Genomic DNA, 16,907 nt, shown 5'->3' on the forward strand with positions numbered 1-16,907 from the left:
ATGTTTACGTTATGAAATTCTATATAAACAAACAATTTACAAAGTTGTTCTCTGCGGCTTTATTGGCCTCTTCGCTGACGGCTTGCGATGATTTCCTGAGCATTGTTCCTCTTAATGAAGTGGTGTTGGAGAACTATTGGACGGAAGAAGCCGATGTGACCAGTGTGGTGAATTCTTGTTATGCGCAGTTGGAGTCGGGTGATTGTCTGAAACGGATGTTGGTATGGGGCGAGTTGCGTTCCGACAATTTGACCACGGGGGCAGGTGCTCCTCAAGACATCCTTCGTATAGCTGAAGAAAATTTGTTGGAAACGAATGGTTATGCAAAGTGGGAATCGTTTTACCAGTGCATTAACCGTTGTAATACGGTAATCCATTATGCTCCACAGGTGCAAGAAAAGGATCCGAATTACACGGAAGCTGAGATGAAGGCTAATATTGCGGAAGTTACGGCCATACGCAGCTTGTGTTATTTTTATTTGATTCGTACGTTCCGTAATGTCCCGTTGGTGACCGAACCATCTATTGACGATTCGAAGAACTACCGGATTCCGGCTTCCAGTTTCGATGAAGTGTTGGCCCATATCATTGCTGACCTGGAAGCCGTGAAGAATGATGCGATACGGATTTATGGTGAATATAGTGATGATAACATAAACCGTATCACCCGTTATGCCATATATGCCATGTTGGCGGATATGTATTTGTGGCAGGGGGATTACCAACGTTGCATAGACTATTGTGATTTGATTATTGATTACAAGAAAGGTCAGTATGATGATTTGCTTCAGGAGTATTCTTCTTTTGTAAGTAATGTTGAGCTTTATGGTGACTTCCCTTTAATTTCAGAGGCTCCTAATGGTTCCTCTTATGCAGGTACGTCATTCTCGGAAATTTTTGGGAAGGGGAATTCCTTTGAAAGTATTTTCGAATTGATTTTTGTTGATAAGGAAACACGCGAGAATCTTTTGACGAAAGATTTGTTTGGAGCATACAATAGTTCTAACGTGGGGCAACTTGCAGCGTGCCCGTATTTGAATGCCCAAGTGGCGGAAGGTACAAACTCCTATTTTAAGCGGACGGACTGCCGGGCTTTTGAGAACATGTCCGGAGAATCCACGGTGAGCATTCGCAAATATGTGGTCGAAGGGGCTGAATTCCGTACGAATACGACGACCGGAACGGCACCTACGGTGACTGAATATATCCGTACGGCTAATGTGGCAAACTGGATTGTGTATAGGCTTACGGACGTGATGCTGATGAAGGCGGAAGCAGAAGTCCAGCTTGCAGGCAATGTGGCAGATGGTTCCACGTTGACACCGGAACAGGAAGCGCGTTACCGGTCAGCATTTTCCTGTGTGTCTGCCGTATGGAAGCGGGCCAATAATAAGCGTGTTGCGACTACGGACACGTTGGTTTTTGAGGATTATGGCACGTCGCGCTTGGGCATGGAGAATCTTGTGTTGGAGGAGCGTCAGCGTGAATTGATGTTCGAAGGCAAGCGGTGGTTTGATTTGGTGCGCCTTTGCCGCCGTGAAGGTTCCAACACCCGCATGTTGGATAAGGTTATGCAGAAGTTCAGCGAGAACACGGCTGCGCTCCGTATCCGTCTTTCCGCAGAAGATGCCCTTTATTACCCGTACCATGAAAATGAATTGAAGGCCAATCCTTATTTGGTACAGAATCCGGCTTATAAGAATGATAATATAAACACAACTGAATAAGAATTATGAAAAAGATAGATAAAATATTGATACGGTTCGTGTTGGCATTTTGCGCCATTCCGGCTTTTACGGTTTCTTGTTCCGATGAACCTTTGCCAGAGAACTATTATACGTTTACGGGAGAGATGGTGACTGACTATCTTCAGAACCGTTCCGGTGAATTCAGCGACTTCATAGCCATTCTCCAACGTTCTGGTATGTATGGCATGATGGCAGCCTACGGGAGCTATACTTGTTTGGCTCCGAATAATAAGGCCGTGGAGCGATATCTTCATGAATTGGGTATTCAAAGTGTGGACCAACTTACAAAGGAACAATGTGATACCTTGTCATGGAACCATATTATCAACCAAGCCTATTTCACTACGGACTTGATAGACGGGAATATTCCGACGGCAAACATGAATGAACGCTATCTGACGTTTTCTTGTGATTCGGATGCCTTGAACAACAATAATGTGATTTATTACATCAACAAGAGTGCGCGTTTGGTTGTACGGGACGATTCTGTGGAAAATGGTGTGGTGCATACGCTTGACCGCGTAATCGTGCCGCAGTCGTTTCTGTTGCCGGATTTGTTGGCGGAAGATTCCACTATCTCCATTTTCAATGAAGCACTTGTGTTGACGGGGTTGTGTGATTCGTTGAAGCAGTATATCGACCCTACTTATTTCTGTAGTGAAGATTCTGTGAACCAGGATATAATCATCCATACCGGAGGTTCGCAATATGCTATGCGTTATGTCGGTACGCGGATGAAGCGTTATACGGCATTCGTGGAGACTGACGAAGTCTATGCAGCCAACGGAATACACGATTTGGATGATTTGAAAGCACATGCCAAGCAGGTGTATGACCAAATGTTTCCTAAAGATGCAGGATTGTATGACGACGATTGGACGAACCGTAAGAATCCCTTGAACCGCTTCATTTCTTACCATTTGTTGCCATATTACGGGGCTTATAACGATTGGACCGTGTCGGGTGACATCAAAAATATATGCGCCAAGACGGATTTGATTGATTGCACAGACTGGTATGCCACGATGTTGAAAGGTACTATCATGAAGATGAGCACACCGTCCGACGGGCTTTTTATCAACCGTAAGGGAGTAGGGCCACGTTATACGGTTCGGGGTACGAAGGTGTTTTCTCCTTCTGAGATAGGGGAGGTGGACCAACAGGCTTTGAATGGTATCTACCATTATATCGATCAGGTTTTGGATTATAATTTGGAGACACGCGACGTGGTTTTCAATGACCGAATCCGTGTTATGGCAGCCACGCTTTCTCCCGAGTTTATGAATTGCGGGGCGCGTGGAAATACGGAACGTGCCACAGGATTTAAGATGGTCGAAGGTTGGGATTTCCATGGCAAGACCCCGACCATGACTTTACGTAAGCGTGACGTATGGATGGTGACTTATGCGGATTGTATCGACATGGTGGGGCAATTCGACGTGACGTTCAAGTTGCTTCCGGTACCCAAAGAGGGAACTTATGAGGTGCGTTTTGCCTATGGTTGGGGTGATATGCGTGGAAAGGTACAGGTATATTTTGGTACGGATCCGGATGGCTTGTTACCAATGGGATTGCCCATCGACTTTACACTTTGGCCTATCGATCCCTTGATTGGATGGGTGGCAGACACTCCGGGCGACGAGGAAGGTAATCGTGCCATCGACAAGGCTATGCGCAACCGTGGTTACATGAAAGATATGGATTCTTGGGCGCAAGGCGGAGCCAACATCCTGAGGGCACAGCCGATGAAATTACGTAAGATTTTGACTACGGAGAATATGAGTCCGGAAAAGGATTACTACATACGGATTAAATTGGTAGTGGATAACCCGCAGGCCGAGTTGCCTATCAATTATTTCGAGATTGTGCCGAAGAGCATCTATGCCGGGGTGGAAGCCGAGGACACCCATTAATGTGAGGTGATATAGGGTAAATATAAAAAACAGGTATATGAAAACAAATAATAAAATACAGAACTTTGCGGTAGCGGCAATGGCCTTGGCGGCTGTGGCGTGTACCGATACGTGGGACGAGCATTATGGTAATGAAAGCCGCCCTGTGTCCGACAAGTCCCTTCTTCAAGTGATGGAAGAACAGGGGGATTTGGGTGATTTTCTCAAGGTGCTTCGCGCCACGCATGTGTTTAGCAATAATAAGCCGACAAAAGTGACGTACGCAGATTTGTTGGCCAGCGACCAGACTTTTACTGTTTGGGCTCCCAAAGACGGGCAATTTAATGTGGACTCTTTGTTGGCGGAATGCCAGACTGTGTCGGGCGATTCCATGTGCGGGCAGCACTTTGTGCAGAATCATATTGCGCATTTCATAACTAACAGCACGGACGAAAAGCAGGTCCTTATGCTCAATAACAAATACCTTGATGCAGTTCCGGGTTCTTTCCAAGGTGTGTCGTATGCTTCGGGGAGAGTTAATGGAGCAGCGAAGAACGGAGTCTTGCACGTGCTTTCAGGTGGAGTCCCCTACTTATATAATATATATGAGGCTTTGACCACTTTGTCGGGATATGTCGGTGTTGGTTCTTTCTTCAAAGGTTATGAGAAATTGGAGTTGGATGAAAATGCCAGTATACAAAGCGGTATTATAGATGGTAACATCGTCTATTCCGATTCTGTGATGAATATTACTAACATATTGTTTGGCTGGTTTGACCGCATAAACGAGGAAGACAGTAGTTTTATTATGTTGGTACCCGAAAATCGGGTGTGGGATAAGGTTTACAACGAGGCACTGTCTTATTTCAATTACGGCAGCGTGAATCAGGCGGATTCTTTGCAGCGTTTGTATGCCCATCAGGCCGTTATCCGGGATTTGGTGTATAACCGCAAATATGGTTGCGCGCACATGGAAGATTCCGTATGTTCCATTGCATATAGCAAGTATGACGAGGAGCGGAGGCATGTCTACTATAATCCGTTGGCTTCCGGGGGTATCTTTTCTTCCGATTTCGTGCGTGACACGATGGCTTGCAGCAACGGGGCAATCTATAACTTGCATGAATGGCCGTTCAAGCCAGAAGACATATATTTCTATCCGGTGAAGACCGAAGCCGAGTATGAAAGCATGATGACGGACTACAAGGATTGCACCTATGCGTCACGTTTTTCTGCCGCAGACAGTATTTCCGATGGGTATCTGGTGATTTCTCCCCGTACGAATTCATCCAATTGGACTATGGAATTCCAGATTCCCTCTGTGCTGTCAGGAACGTATGACATTTGCGCGGTCGTGTTGCCTCGTACTGTATATAATGCCACCGACCGTAATTTCCGCCCATGTAAATTCAAGGCTTCCATTGGTTACGAGACGGTAGACGGCATAGAGCAAAGCTTCGATTTTGAGGACGAGGTGAAAAACGACCCATATCGGGTGGATACGGTGAAGATTGGTACGTTCACCATTCCCGTATGTAGTTACGGCCAGCCTAATGCCAAAGTGCATTTGACATTGGAATGCAGTATCAGCCGCATGGAGTCCGGACGGTATAACCGCGAGATGTATCTTGATTGTTTATATTTCAAACCCAATAGAGAAGAATAGTGCCATGAAACATATTTTATCAACATTTTGCCTGATGGCCGCCGTGGCAGCTCCGGTGGCGGCTCAAGAGGTGGATCAGGAATCTGCCCAGGCTACGGTACGGGATTCTGCAAAGATGGTAAAACCCATGTTGCCGGAAGTTCCGATGCGCGAAATTAAAGGACGTGTCTATGATAATGCCACTAAGCAGCCGGCAGCCGGTATCAGTGTCTCTGCTTTCAATGACGCACGTTATGCGGCTATGACCGACGAGAAGGGGGATTATGTAATCCAAGTTCCGGAATATGTTACTTCCTTGTGGATGCGCGGAGACGGTTACAACTCCCTTCAAGTACCGCTCGGCAAAGGGAATGGTTCGGTGGATGCCTATATTTTCAGCGATGCCTTCAATCCGGTCTATACGGCTTCAGGGGCAGCTACGAGTGAAAGGACGGTAGCTGTGGATTATAACACGAATGAAATCAGTATTGACGGTCAGATTCAGAACAAGTTGGGTGCCGATATACATACCATTACGCGTAGTGGTGTGCCGGGCATGGGCGTGGCCATGTTCATGAACGGCCTGAACTCGCTCAATACGAACGCGCAGCCGTTGGTTGTCATTGACGGGGTCATCACTGATATGAGGCTTTCGGCTCCTTCCGTCCATGACGGTTTCTTCAACAACCTCCTTGCGAATATCATGGTGGAGGATATTGAGAAAATCAGTGTTTTGAAGAACGGGACGGCTATTTATGGTGCGAAAGGTGCGAATGGGGTGATTCTCATCGAAACTAAGCGTAATAAGAGCATGGCCACGAAAATCGATGTTTCTATCGGTGGAAGCTATGAATTATTGCCCAAGTCGATGGATATGATGGATGGGGAACAGTATCGTATCTACGCTTCCGAACTGATTGGAACGACGGGTACGACCAATAACAGTTTCAAGTTTTTGCAGACGAATCCGAATTACTACTACTATGATGTGTATCATAACAATACGGACTGGCAGAAACATGTGTACGAGGAAGCCTTCACCCAGAACTATAGCATCAACGTGCAGGGTGGGGATGACGTGGCCAACTATAATCTGTCGGTAGGGTATGCTGCGGCTGATGCCACGCTGAAGAACAATTCTTTTTCGCGTTTCAATCTGCGTCTGAACTCTGACATCGTGTTGGCGAAAAACCTCACAGTACGTTTCGATGCAGCTTATAGCGATGTGACGCGCGACATGCGTGATGACGGGGCACCGGCCACATTGGATGACGGCGTGATTTCTTCACCGGGGTTTCTGAGCCTGATCAAGTCGCCTTTCCTCAGTCCGTATGCGTTTGACACGAATGGGAACATTTCTTCTTATTTGGCCGATGCGGATGATTACCTTTTCGATGTGTTGAGGACCAAACCTTATTTGAATTCGTTGGCCAACCCTCTGTTCATTTTGGAAAACGGAGACGGTGACAACAAAAATTATTTCGGTAACCGTCTTATCACATTAGCCGTGACTCCGAAATGGAATATCAACCGCTATTGGAGCATTTCAGAGCATTTCGCATTCCAATTGGTGAATACGGACGAGAATGCCTATTTGCCGATGAACGGGGTGCCCGATTTTGACGTGAAAGGAGTGGGCGAGGCCTTGCAGAACCGTGCTTCTGCCTTGGCCGCACGTGAAACGGTCATCATGAGCGACTCTTACTTCGATTATGCCCGCCGTTTCAAGGCGCACTGGCTCGGTTTGCACGGAGGCTTGCGTTACCAACGTACGAGTTACCAGCTGAATTCCCAAGTGGGGTACAATAGCGGTAACGACAAGACCCCTAACATGTCGGATGGTTTGCTCTACAAATCTACGGACGGTACGGAAGAAGAAGTGGTGGACATGACTTATTACCTTTCGGCCGATTACAACTGGCGTGAGCGCTACTATGTTTCGGCAGCGCTCAGTATGGCAGGTAGCTCCAAGTTCGGAGTGGATGCTGCCGACGGGGTGAAGGTCGGCAATTATGCTTGGGGATTCTTCCCGTCAGTGCAGGCAGCGTGGGTGTTGACCAATGAGTCGTGGATGCCCCGTACTCGTGCCCTGAATTATTTGCGGCTGAATGTGGGTTTCGACCTTGTGGGTAACGACGACCTTGAAAGCCAGGCATCGCGTACGTATTTTGTGGGACAGAAGATGTGGAATACGTCGACAGGCTTGTCTATGGCCAACATCGGTAACACGCAATTGCAATGGGAGACTACGGCACGTTGGACGGCAGGTTTGGATTTGTCCCTTTTGGATAACCGTTTGGGCGTGAACTTCAATTATTTCTATGGTAAGACATCCAATTTGCTTAGCTTGAGCGCGTTGTCGTATGTCAGCGGTTTGAAGACCAATTGGAAGAACAGCGGTGAGATGAAGAACCAAGGTTTCGACGTGAGCCTGTCTGCCAGGGTCATCGATTTGAAAGACTGGAAGTGGAGTTTGGGAGCCAGTGCAGGACATTATAAGAACGAGCTGACTTCCTTGCCGAATGGTTCGTTTATTACGGAACTTTACGGAGGCAATGTGCTTTCACGGGTAGGTACGGCTGCCGGAGTGTTCTATGGGTACAAGACGGACGGAGTCTTTGCCACAACGGAAGAGGCTGATGCCGCAGCTTTGTATCAGGTCAACGCGACTGGGGCGAAGACCTACTTCCACGCAGGTGATATGAAGTTCGTCGATAAGGATGGCAACCACGAGATTAACGAAAAAGACATGCAGGTTATCGGTGACCCCAATCCCGACCTTTACGGGAATATTTTCACTAACGTGCGTTGGAAGAACCTTTCGTTGGACGTTGTCTTTAACTATTCTTTGGGTAATGACGTGTATAATTACCAACGCCGTTTATTGGAAGGCGGATCGCGTTTCCATAACCAGACTACCGCCATGTTGTCCCGTTGGACACATGAAGGCCAAAACACGGATATCCCCCGTACCTATTATTTGGACGCACCGGGCAACAGTCGTTTCTCCGACCGTTGGATTGAGGATGGTTCCTACCTTCGTCTGAAGAATGTCACCTTGAGTTATTACTTTCCCATCCGTACGACCTATTTGCAGGGTATTACGGTGTGGGGAGCTGCCAACAACCTGTTAACCTTCACGAAGTATTTGGGTGCTGACCCTGAATTCAGTTCAAGTAACAGTGTGTTGTCGGCAGGGATAGACCGCGGTCTGTTGGCTCAAGGACGTAATTTCTCATTAGGTGTAAAGATTAACTTGTAACATTCAATTGAAACGAATCATGAAAAAGAACAAGATATTTTCTATGGCATTGGCGTTGGCTTTTGGAGCCGGTGCTGCCATTACTTCCTGTGTGGATACGGATTCAAGTTTGGTGGATTTCGGTCCCCAACTGAATTCGCCCAACGATACTGTGTATTCTTTGTTAGGCATTATGAACAAGATGCAAGTGGTGGCCGACCGTACGATTATTCTCGGAGAAATGATGGGAGAACTTTCTTCCGCGACGGAAACGGCCACGACCGACTTGAAGGAACTGGCAAGCTTCACGGCAACGGCAGGCAACCGATACAATGCACCGGAGGATTATTATGCCGTCATTCAGAACTGTAATTATTATATAGCCCATGCCGATACGGCACTTTCCTTGCGTGGTGAGAAAGTGTTCATCCGGGAGTATGCCGCAGTGAAAGCTTTCCGTGCATGGACTTATTTGCAGTTGGCCATTTATTATGGCAGGGTGCCTTTCTTTACGGAACCGTTGATGACGGAGGCAGAGGCGGACCCTTCACGTTATCCGTTTTATGATGTGAAGCAGATTTGCGAATACTTCATTCCGGATTTGGCTCCTTATGTGGAAACAGATTATCCCTTGACCGGTAATCATAGTAACATTTTCATCCCTGTGCGTGCCTTGTTGGGCGACCTTTGCCTTTGGGCCGGGCGTTACCGTGAGGCTGCACAATACTACCATGATTACCTGACGAATTTCGACAACCCTTTGGCACCGGGCGGCAATTTGGAATGCCGTTGGGGAAATTACGAATTCAAGAGTCATACCACTTCTTTTTCATCTATTGTTGATTTGGTGGACATTCAGATGGAAGCCAGTGAATACGACGGGGTTGTGAGCCGGTTGGGGGATATCCTTAATTCTACCGAGAATAACCGGTATTACTTCGAGATGACTTCTTCGCAGGCGTTGTTGGAACTGTCGCAGGCGCAGCGTTACGTGATGGTCTATACGGATCCGACCACGAATTTACGGGATACGATTTCTCCGGGAGAGAACACGGTCTATAGTGACAGCCGTGAGTTGGGAGATTTGCGTTTGTGTTCAAATGTCAGGGTGTCGCACATGTCGAGCCGTGACGATTATTCCGAAGACTATCAGACGTTGGTACGTTTCAGTTTGTCTTCTACTGAGTCTTCTTTTTTGCTGTACGTTCCTCTCTACCGTCTTTCATCCGTCTACTTGCGTATGGCCGAGGCTTACAACCGTGCAGGCTTGCCCGAGTCGGCTTTTGCCGTTCTGAAGTATGGGTTGAGCAACGGTACCGTGTCTAAGTATATCAATGCCGGAGAGCGTGGGCGTGCGGGCAATCTGCTGACATGGAGCCAGTACAATTTCATTACGCAGGACATGTCGTCCACCTCTACGACGACAGTGAATACGGAGGGAATCCATTCTTATGGTTGTGGCGAGTCTTATGCCGACACGCTTTATGTCATTCCCGAAGGATTGGCCACTCGTGAAGATTCCATTCTCTTTGTGGAAGATTTGATTTGTGATGAGATGGCTTTGGAGCAGAGTTTCCTTGGAGTGCGCTTCGGAGACTTGCAACGTATCGCACTTCGGCGCGGCGACACGGACTTTTTAGCTCGTAAAGTAGCCGGGCGCGATGGAAAAGACAGTTTCAATGCGGAACTTTATAGCCGCTTGTCCGATAGGAATAATTGGTATTTGCCATTGGAGTGAATCTGTAATACTATGTAAATCAGTGTAAACTGGAGGATGTTACAAATCCTAAAGTATATGATACAAAATATTTTGGAAAAGATTCCGGTAAAGGCTAATTTAGCCGCCGGAATCTTAAAAACGAAAAAAGTAGAGTTATATAAATTAGTATTAATCTTAAATTGAAGTTTATGAGGAAGAAAAACTTTTTGATGTTGCTCGGCCTTGCCGGATTCGGCTTGACAGCCCAGGCGCAAGTCGTTGCAACGTTAGGTTTCGAGGATGGTGACCAGTTCTACCATCACAAGGACTCCACGCAATTTGCGGACTTCTACGGTGACCACATCAACCTCCAACCCGGGGATGTGTGGAATGAGAAGTGTGAAGAGACTTATTCAGGCAAGTATGCCTTGGAGGCGAACAACTCCAATACGGTACAGGGTTCCCAATGGCATCGTGGTTTGAAGTTGCGTTATTTGCCCATTGAGGAAGGCAAATCCTACCGTGTGTCGTTTTGGGTGAAGGCCGACCAGACCTTTACGATGGCTGACGGGGGCGACCCGATAAATACGGCCATCAAATCGAGCCTGTCCATTGGAAGGGAACACCTTGAGGCTCCCTTGATGTCGCAGAGCGGTGCGCAGTATTATTACGATTGGAGGGATGGCATCATGACGGGCGATTGGCGGCGTTTGTCGTTCGTGGCTTACAACTCCGGAAAGACCGTGCAGGACAAGTTCTTCGACCAGTTCGATGATAACATCAAAGACATCATCGTGAATGACCCCGAAGACCCTTCGAAGAACGACACGATTTGGTGGAAGGGTGATGATACGTCGTTCCCTGACACGTATTTCCTGACCATCAATATGTACAATCCTGGCCGTTATCTTTTGGATGACATTAAGATTGAAGAAGCCACGATGGCAGGCTGTACGTATAATTATGATGCCATCAAGGTGGACTTCGGTTATCCTACGAATGCCGCCCAGTTGGCTTCTGCCAACACTGACCCGATCGGGGTGCATCTGTTGCCCAATTCGTATGTGAATGTGACGAACGGCGAGGAAGAGATGGAAGTGGCTTCAGTGGAACTGAAGAAGGATGGTTACATGTATATTTTCATGGCGAATGAAATCGCCGAGGATGAGAGTGCCAATATCAAAGTCAGCTTCACGCCCGATGCGGATTGCCCGCTCATCTATACCACCGACCAACGTCCGAGCATGGATGTGACGAGCGAGATGAAAGTGCTCCCATTCACGAGCGAAGCCATTTACTATGATGAGACCATCGAAGAAATGTCCTATCTGATGGACGGCCCGGTATACTTGTCATCAGTGCCGGAAGACCACAGCTTTGAGTTGGATCCGTCTTCATTCAATGAAGTGCGTGTGACTTACGACCGTGACGTGGCTTTGGACATCGCGTCTGTCCAATTGATGCAGAACGGCGTGCAAGTAGCCGATTTGTATGAATCAACCGTGGTGTCCGAGGAGGATCCGAAAACTGTGGTAGTATCGGTCGGCACGTTGGAGAATGGCGAATACCAGTTGGTGGTGACCAATGTGACCAATGCGTTGAGCGGTTTTGAGGCATTGCAGCCACAGACCATTAACTTCTCCGTAGGGCCGGATCAGAGCACGGGAACAACGGAACTCGTTTATTCTGCTGCTAAAGACTTTGCCACGTATGCCAACGGTACTTTCCCGAAAGGTTGGTTGTCGAACGACAATGGAACCATCCACCAGTATGGTGTGACAGAAAGCGGTGAAGTTTGGAATTATAACTGGGGTGGTAACATTGGCGGTGGTGGATGCCGTTTGCAGGGTCCTTATACCGGTGATTTCAACGGTATGGCTCTTTATTGGCGTGCTACCGGCGGTACGGTGGGTACGGCCACTTATGGCGAACAGGTAAAAGACTATGTGATGCCCGACGGCACTTTGGATCCGGAAATGGATCCGGGAGTAGCGCTTCGCCTGACACCGCGCAAATATCAGCTTTCATTCCGCATGGCTGCGTGGAAGGCATTTGGAGACGGAACGTTGCCTAAATTCAATTTCTCGCTTGAAAAGATTGATTTGAAGAATCCTGATACAGGCGGTGAGGTGGTTGCCCATTTCAGCGGGCTTGAAGCCAAACCGAGCGTAAATGGTGGTCAAAATATGCCGGTGACGGGCACGTCTGTTACCACTACGGAATTTACAGTAAACGAAGAGGGCTATTATATGTTGAAGTTCTCTTGCCAAAGTGGAGGAGGTTTCGAAGAATTCCTTTTGGGGGCCGTGGAATTGATTACCAAGCCTTCCGATGCGGCATATTACAAGGCGCAGTTGGCTGCGGCCGTGGACAGCGCGACCGTCGTGCTCAATGCTGTGGCCAATGAGATTTACAATGGCCAGACAAAGACAGCCTTGGCCGAGGCTTTGGAAGAAGCCAAGGGCACGTTCAACAGCCCGTCTGCCGTGGAGGCCATGAACGCGAAGTTGTATGATTTGTGCGGCACGATGTTGGCCCGTCAGGCTAATGTGGATAACTATGATCCGAAATTGCAGACATTGCGCGACAACATGGCCAAGATAGACCCGGCTTCCAAGTATGTGATGACGGATGAATATATTGAAGGCGAAGCTTTACTGAAAGAATATGGCGAAACGTCTTCTTTGGACTTGGACGATGAGGCATTGGCAAGTGCCGTAGAAAAGTTAGGTTCCATTGCGGACAAGGTGGGTAACATCCAATCTTGCGTGGACGTTTTGACTTACCGCCTGACGAAGTCTGCTGCTACGGCTGAGAAGTTGGGCGTAGAGCCTGAAAGCATCATCACGGATGCACTGAATGCCTTGGATGATGATGACGCTATGGCAGAAGATATGAACTGGCACAATAGGTTGGCTCTCTACAAGTTCTTGGGTGAGAATGGCAACCTTTCCGACGAGATGAAGGATACGCTATACAGTGAAACGGTGGCAGACGGTACCACAACTACAGGGTATAAGGTTCTGACTTCTGGTTTGGAACTTACCGGCTTCGTGAAGAATCCGCAGTTCTACACGTTCAGCAGTTCTTCTGCCGATACGATTACGACGGAGAATACACCGGGATGGGAAACCACAGAAGGTTATGCCCATTTGCGTGACGGTGCCGGTCTTTATTTGACGGATGCTTCTCACTGGGTGGTGAACTCTATGATTAACCTTTATCGTGGACGTTATACGGTGCGTCAGGTTCTTAGTAATTTGCCGGTTGGCGTGTATGACATTCACATGCGTACCCGTACAGCTCCGGGCAAGATAGCTGGCTTGGGAAGTGATAGCATTCCTGACATGTACATTTGGGCTTCTACGGCTGAAGGTGATACATTGCGTGCTGCTTTTGAACAAGGCGATACGAAGTATAGCCAATCTGAAGGATTCCCAACGGTCATTAAGAATGTGGAAGTGAAAGAAGGTATGGTATTGAGCATCGGTGTGAAAGAGGCGTACACTTCCGGTAAGAGTCTAAATGCGGATGGTACGGATCAAGGTTCTTGGGATACAAATACTTATGCTGATGATGTGCGTCTTATTTTCGTAGCTCCGCTTGCTGGTTACGACTATTCCAAGGCGTATGCCGACAATATTGACGGCGTGAAGGCTGCCGAGGCCGTGTCTTATGAATACTACACGTTGGACGGCATGAAGCTCGAACGTCCGATGAGGGGTGTGAATATCGTGAAGATCCATCGTGCCGACGGAACGACCGACGTGAAGAAGGTGGTAGTGAAGTGAACTCATAATTTTATTTTTTAATATTCCATTTCAAGGGGAGGTTTTCAGGTAAAGGGAAGCCTCCCCTTTTTTGGGGTAGGACGATGCAGGTTAAGATAAGCATTATGAAAAATCAGAAAAGAATCCTAATTGCCTTTTTGTGCTTTTCGGCATTCATGTTGCATGCGGCCGATGCCGGGGGCAAGTCTTATTATGTGTCAGCTGCTGCGGCTGACGGTGACGGGACACGGGAACACCCGTTCCGGAGCATACAGGTTGCTGCCTCCCTTGCCCGAGGGGGCGACACGGTGTTCGTGTCCGGAGGTTTGTACGTGCTCGACGATGTGAAACCCGGCAATTCCGGCAGTGAAGGGCGTTATGTGGTGTTTCAGGCGCAGCCTGGCACGGGAGAGGCCGTACTGCAGCATCCCGACACGTCACCCGGTGGCTACAGCGCGGTGTTCGACCTCTCCGGAATGCGATACGTCTGGTTGGAAGGCTTCACGTTCCGGGATTTCAAGTATGCGAGGTGCGCCGTGGCGATGGAGGGGAGCGAAGGTTGCGTGGTGTCCCGTTGCAGGTTTGAGCAGTTGGGGCATCCCGAGGTGTCGGCATGGAATGCCAACTCCGTCATTTGGATGGGGAATGCCCGGAGGAATGCGGTGGTGGACAATGTTTTTGAGGACATCATAGGCGACGGGGTTTCCCTCAACGGCCAGGAATGTACCGGCAACATGGTGGCACACAATTCGTTTTTCCGTTTCAGCGGCAAGAAACGTTCCTGGGGCGGAGAGAACCTTTATACGCGGTGTGTCGACGTGCAGGACATGTCAGACGGGGATAACCTCGTCGTTTCCAACTATTTTTCGGAGGTACGCACTTGCATTTGGCTCGACCGCGATGGTAGCCGTAATGTCATATTGAGGAACCGTGCGCACGATTGCGGTGATTTTGTTTTCAATGAATCGAGGTGTGCCGGCAACGTGGTGGCTGAAAACATCGGGGACAACTTGGAGGGGATAGGCTACCAGACGGCGCGTTATGCCACGGGATGGACGGAAGACGCGCAATGGACAAACAATGTGGCTTACCGTTGCGAGACCGGTTTCTTTGTCCACAAGTCGCGGCGCGACCGCATGCGTGGCAACATCGTTTACGATTGTTCGGGATACAACATCGAGTTCTCCGATTCCGCATACGGTGCCGGCCCCCATTTGTTCGTAGACAACATCGTGTACACGCCGGGGAATACGAAATCGGTCGTGTTGTGTGGCCGGGAAGTGATGTTGCGCACGTTCCAATCCCGTTTGGACGGCGAGGGCAACTTGGAAGGCTCACCCGGATTCGTGTCGACGGCCTATGGAGAAGAGGACTTCACGTTGAGGGAAAACAGCCGGGCCAAAGGCATGGGATATGGCGGGGTGGACGTTGGGGCGTATCCCGTCTATGGACCCGGACCGGTCGGGGCTGCCGGACAGGATGTACCGGTGCCCGTGCAAGCCGTTTTCGACCGCTATGTCGTGCGGATGGACCGCGATGCGGAAGTGGCTTTCACCGTACGTCTTTCGCGTCCGTGCGCGGAAGAATTAGGCTTGGCCTTGCAACCTGTGGCGGGAGAGGCTAGGGAAGGGGAAGATTTCCTTCTTTCGACGGGCGAATTGGTGTTTGCGCCCGGCGAGACCGTGAAGCGTTTCACGATGGCAGGCATGGGGCTTTCGCCGTATGACGAGCTGTTGGCTTTGCATCTCGTGCCGAATGTCGGCGAAGCCGGTGCGTCTTGCGGATATGTCGTGGTGCAAATCCGCAAGAACACGGAGGGGGAGCCGGAGTCGGTGGCCGGAAACCTTCGGGATGCCGGGGACTGCAGGATAGTTTACGATAGTGGAAGAGGGACGTTGGTCGTGGGATGGCAGGACGGCGAGGCTGCGGTTTGCATATACAGCCACGACGGGCAGATGGTGCATCAAGCCCGTGCCACAGGCGGCAGTTACAACTACGACATGGGTGGGATGCCACGCGGGTTCTACATAGTCAGGGTGCAAAGCTCCGATGGGCAGGCATCGAAGATTGTCGCGAAAGAGTAAGCCTGTGGATTTGTCAGTTTGTCAAAAAGTCAATTCACGGCTTATGAGAATCTGTTATTTGTGCCCGTTGCAGGGCGTGTCCGGAAATAAACGAATCTCGTACGTTGGGGGGATGACTTTTTGTCGGTATGGTAATGTTTTTGTTCGCAAATAGAAAGTAAGGAGGGCGTGTCGGGCGTATGCTGCAATGGAGCGTGAAAGCCGGAAGTGGGATTTGCCTGACATGCCTGCTTCCTTTTTTGGATGGCAGGAGGGGGGCAATTAGAGAAAAAACAAGCCTATACGGCACGGTTTTGAATGGCCTTCAAGACGTTTTTGGACGGATTTGCGGAACAGGCCGGTATGCCATGCGGAGAAAAAAAATGTTTTTTCAGCCAGATGAAAAATCATTCGGCTGAGATTGGGTCTTATTTTTGGTTATGAAAGTATAAAAACGAGCTTGTAGTGTGAAATCGTGTGAATGTTTCGGGCGAAAAAATCTGTGGAATACACTTGAAACGGACTTTTCTTTGCCGGAAAAATGGCATGGTAATTGCATTCTGTTACCAGGACTATTCAAAACATATCATTTTTCTATTTGGAGCTATAAACCGAATATCTGTTTTCAGATTGATTTTCAGGTGGAATAAAAGTCTATCTCTTAACAAGAGAGCGACTGGCATACAAAATTAAAGGAAAAAACTGATTTTTAAACGCTATTTAGAGAATATTTTTGGGAAATGCCAATATAAAGTGATTATTCCGTTTTTGTTCTTATTTCCATTCATCTATATATAAATTTGATATTCAATGCGTAACGTATGCCAGTCGCTCTCTTGTTAAGAGATA

At 48.5% G+C, this 16,907-nt stretch carries 7 protein-coding genes; all 7 read left to right on the plus strand.

Annotated features, from left to right (window positions below; translation table 11 throughout):
* Positions 1 to 11 precede the first annotated feature (11 nt).
* The 7 genes from HMPREF9442_RS05545 to HMPREF9442_RS05575 all read left to right on the plus strand — a co-directional run bounded on the left by HMPREF9442_RS05545 (position 12) and on the right by HMPREF9442_RS05575 (position 16,079).
* Positions 12 to 1,727 carry a RagB/SusD family nutrient uptake outer membrane protein gene (locus tag HMPREF9442_RS05545; protein WP_008626264.1) on the plus strand — a complete coding sequence of 572 codons (1,716 nt, stop codon included), beginning with the start codon at positions 12 to 14 and terminating at the stop codon, positions 1,725 to 1,727.
* Between the two features lie 5 nt (positions 1,728 to 1,732).
* Positions 1,733 to 3,661: a fasciclin domain-containing protein gene (locus HMPREF9442_RS05550; RefSeq protein WP_008626265.1), complete on the plus strand. Its 1,929-nt coding sequence runs from the start codon at positions 1,733 to 1,735 to the stop codon at positions 3,659 to 3,661.
* Between the two features lie 37 nt (positions 3,662 to 3,698).
* Positions 3,699 to 5,306 (plus strand): hypothetical protein, encoded by a 1,608-nt coding sequence (locus tag HMPREF9442_RS05555; RefSeq protein WP_008626267.1) that lies wholly within the window; start codon positions 3,699 to 3,701, stop codon positions 5,304 to 5,306.
* A gap of 4 nt (positions 5,307 to 5,310) precedes the next feature.
* A complete protein-coding gene (locus HMPREF9442_RS05560; protein WP_253271034.1) occupies positions 5,311 to 8,547 on the plus strand; it encodes a SusC/RagA family TonB-linked outer membrane protein in 3,237 nt (1,078 codons plus the stop codon).
* A gap of 19 nt (positions 8,548 to 8,566) precedes the next feature.
* Positions 8,567 to 10,264, plus strand: a complete 1,698-nt coding sequence (locus HMPREF9442_RS05565) for a RagB/SusD family nutrient uptake outer membrane protein (protein ID WP_008626271.1) — start codon at positions 8,567 to 8,569, stop codon at positions 10,262 to 10,264.
* Between the two features lie 170 nt (positions 10,265 to 10,434).
* Positions 10,435 to 14,016 carry a carbohydrate binding domain-containing protein gene (locus tag HMPREF9442_RS05570; RefSeq protein WP_008626275.1) on the plus strand — a complete coding sequence of 1,194 codons (3,582 nt, stop codon included), beginning with the start codon at positions 10,435 to 10,437 and terminating at the stop codon, positions 14,014 to 14,016.
* 104 nt (positions 14,017 to 14,120) lie between these two features.
* Positions 14,121 to 16,079: a right-handed parallel beta-helix repeat-containing protein gene (locus tag HMPREF9442_RS05575; RefSeq protein WP_147639886.1), complete on the plus strand. Its 1,959-nt coding sequence runs from the start codon at positions 14,121 to 14,123 to the stop codon at positions 16,077 to 16,079.
* Positions 16,080 to 16,907 lie beyond the last annotated feature (828 nt).

Source organism: Paraprevotella xylaniphila YIT 11841 (assembly GCF_000205165.1).
GTDB classification, from domain to species: domain Bacteria; phylum Bacteroidota; class Bacteroidia; order Bacteroidales; family Bacteroidaceae; genus Paraprevotella; species Paraprevotella xylaniphila.

Coding starts and splice junctions, on each gene's coding strand:
- HMPREF9442_RS05545 (WP_008626264.1), top strand. CDS start 12: ATGAAATTCTATATAAACAAACAATTTACAAAGTTGTTCTCTGCGGCT.
- HMPREF9442_RS05550 (WP_008626265.1), top strand. CDS start 1,733: ATGAAAAAGATAGATAAAATATTGATACGGTTCGTGTTGGCATTTTGC.
- HMPREF9442_RS05555 (WP_008626267.1), top strand. CDS start 3,699: ATGAAAACAAATAATAAAATACAGAACTTTGCGGTAGCGGCAATGGCC.
- HMPREF9442_RS05560 (WP_253271034.1), top strand. CDS start 5,311: ATGAAACATATTTTATCAACATTTTGCCTGATGGCCGCCGTGGCAGCT.
- HMPREF9442_RS05565 (WP_008626271.1), top strand. CDS start 8,567: ATGAAAAAGAACAAGATATTTTCTATGGCATTGGCGTTGGCTTTTGGA.
- HMPREF9442_RS05570 (WP_008626275.1), top strand. CDS start 10,435: ATGAGGAAGAAAAACTTTTTGATGTTGCTCGGCCTTGCCGGATTCGGC.
- HMPREF9442_RS05575 (WP_147639886.1), top strand. CDS start 14,121: ATGAAAAATCAGAAAAGAATCCTAATTGCCTTTTTGTGCTTTTCGGCA.